The sequence below is a fragment of the Hydrogenimonas sp. genome (genome assembly GCF_029932565.1).
Classification (GTDB): Bacteria; Campylobacterota; Campylobacteria; order Campylobacterales; family Hydrogenimonadaceae; genus Hydrogenimonas.
Genome location: NZ_JAOZPV010000018.1, coordinates 18,496 through 21,234 on the forward strand (window position 1 = coordinate 18,496; position 2,739 = coordinate 21,234).

At 62.5% G+C, this 2,739-nt stretch carries 1 protein-coding gene; it reads right to left on the minus strand.

Going from position 1 to position 2,739, the window contains the following annotated elements; translation table 11 throughout:
- On the minus strand, window positions 1-2,739 hold a 2,739-nt coding region (locus tag Q1K24_RS03855; protein WP_300366229.1), incomplete at both ends, for a hydantoinase B/oxoprolinase family protein.

Consider the following 2,739-nt stretch of genomic DNA (forward strand, 5'->3'; position numbering starts at 1 on the left):
TCCATACCCTCCGCCACCCGGCGTCTCTATGCGTATTGTATCGCCTTTTTTCACCTGCAGCTGCACTTTGCCTCCCAGATCGTACATCCTGCCGTCACGGATCAGCACGTTGCGTCCCCTGGCACCCGGAGCACCGCCGGCGAGCCCGAAAGGTGCGAAAACCCGCCGTTCGCTGAGTATCGAAAAGTCCAGATCTTCGAAAAAACGGTAGATTCGTACGATCCCGTCACCGCCGGGATGCTCCCCCGCACCGCCCGAGCCTCTGCGCACCGCAAACGTCTCGATCGCGACCGGAAAACGGCGCTCCAGAATCTCGACATCGGTGATGCGGGTGTTGGTCATATGTGTATGCACCGCATCCGCGCCAGGCGCCCGGGGCGTCGCCCCTGCCCCGCCGGCCAGCGTTTCGTAGTAGCCGAACCGTTCGTTGCCGAAGGTCACATTGTTCATGCACCCCTGGCTGGCGGCCGCTTCACCGAAGAGTCCGAGCACCACATCGACGATCCGCTGGCTCGTCGTGACATTCCCGCCGACGACCGCCGCGGTGCCGGAAGGATTCAGAAGCGAACCCGCCGGCAGCACCAGTTCGACCGGGGCGATCAACCCCTCGTTGAGCGGCAGCCTCTCGCGCAGCATCGCCCGTATCGCGTAGATGACCGACGATCGCACGACGGCGGGCGGCGTATTCTGGTTGCCCCACATCTCGAGACCGCTCCCGCCGAAATCGAACACCGCGCCGCCCTTCTCATCAAACGTGACCGTCAGCGATATCTCGTTCCCGCCGTCGAGCCGGTCGGCTGCCCGGCGCTTCTGCCCCGCATAGCGGATGAAAAACTGCCGCACCGCCGATTCGCTGATCTGCCGGATATCTTTCATATACTCCAGGATCTCCGCTCTGCCGCTTTGGCGCATCAGGGCGAGCACCCCCGCGATCCCTTCCCGGTTGGCTGCCGCCTGGGCACGAAGATCGCTCAGATTGTCCGCAATGCTGCGTGCCCCTGCCCGCTGCAGTATCCCGATGACACGCATCTCATCGAAACACCCTTTTTCGATCAACGGAAAGCTCTCGAAAAGCGCACCCTCCTCGTCGAGGCTCGTCGAAAAGGGCGGCATCGAACCGGGAACCCTGCCGCCGATATCGGCATGATGGCCGCGGCTGGCAACCCAGAAAAGCACCCTCCCATCTTCTACGTATGGTGTAGCGACCGTGATGTCCGGCAGGTGCGAACCCCCTTCAAACGGCGCGTTCGTGATGTATGTGGTATCTGTTTCGAACGTGTCGTATTTGGCGATGAGCGCCTTGATGACACTGCTCATCGAGCCCAGATGGACCGGAATATGCGGCGCATTGGCGACGAGATTGCCTTCGGCGTCGAAAATGGCACACGAAAAGTCCAAACGCTCTCGGATGTTGGTCGAAACCGCACTCTTCTGGAGCATATCCCCCATCCGCGTTGCGATGAACCCGAAACGGTTCGATAGAAGCGAGCGGCGGACTGCCGCAATTTCCGCATCCTCTGTCTTGACACTCCCCAGCGTCAGGAGGATATCCCCCGTTTCGTTCACACGTGCCGAAGTGCCCGGCTCCAGCACGATCGTCGAAGCCTCCTGCATCAGCAGTGCCGGCCCCTCCATCTCTCCGCCGGCTCCAATCTGCGAGAGGTCGTAAACCGGTGCATCGTGCCACGCTCCCCCTGCGTAGAGACGCACCCTCCTCACAGCTTCCGGCTCGCCACGCTGCGGTTCGACGACCGGGCGTTCCCACCCTTCGGTTGCAAGTGTCGCGACCAGGCGGATCGACTCGACAATGAGCGTACGCTCCGGCATCAAAAATCCAAACTCCCTTTCGTGGCACGCTTCGAACGCCGTTTTCGCCTCTTCGAACGGCACCTCGATCGCCTGTTCGGTCCCCTCGTACTTCACCAGTGCCAGACGCTGCATCGCGGCAGATCTGCCGTCGAGCTTCTCCGCCAGCTCCGCTTCCAGCGGTTCGTACAGCGATGCGTCGCACATCTCCAACGGCTTCTCCACCAGCCGCATCGCGTCGAAGCTCTCCTCCGCCAGCGCCATCCCATAGGCGGAGAGGATCCCCGCATAACGGTGGATCAACACATGCCGGATACCCAGCTTCGAAGCCACGGCGATCGCATGCTGCCCTCCCGCGCCGCCGAATGCGCAAAGCGTATGGGCAGCCGGATCGAACCCCTTTTTCAGGGTCACCTCCCGGATCGCAGAGGCCATCTGCTCGTTCGCCACATCCAGAAACCCTTCGGCAACCGCTTCGACCGTGCTGCCCAGCTCCTTCGCGATCGGCTCGAACCCTTTTTGACTCGCCTTCGCATCGAGGGGCGCATCGCCGTTGGGGCCGAAAATCTTCGGAAAACTCTCCGGATCGAGCCGGCCCGTCACCAGGTTGGCATCGGTGATACTCAGATATCCCCTCCGTCCGTAACAGAGCGGACCCGGCTCGGCCCCGCTGCTCTCGGGGCCAACCCGGAACAGACCGTTCTCGTAAAAAAGGCGGCTTCCGCCTCCGCTGGCGACCGTATGCAGATCGACCTGCGGAACCCGCACCCTGACACCCGCCGTTTCGCTCTCGTACCGCAGTGCGATGGCGCCGTCGTAGCGGCAGACGTCGGTACTTGTTCCCCCCATATCGAAACCGATCAGCGGCGTACCGTCGTAGACCGAAGCGAGCGCCGTCACACCACCGGCCGGACCGCTGAGCAGAGCCCGCGA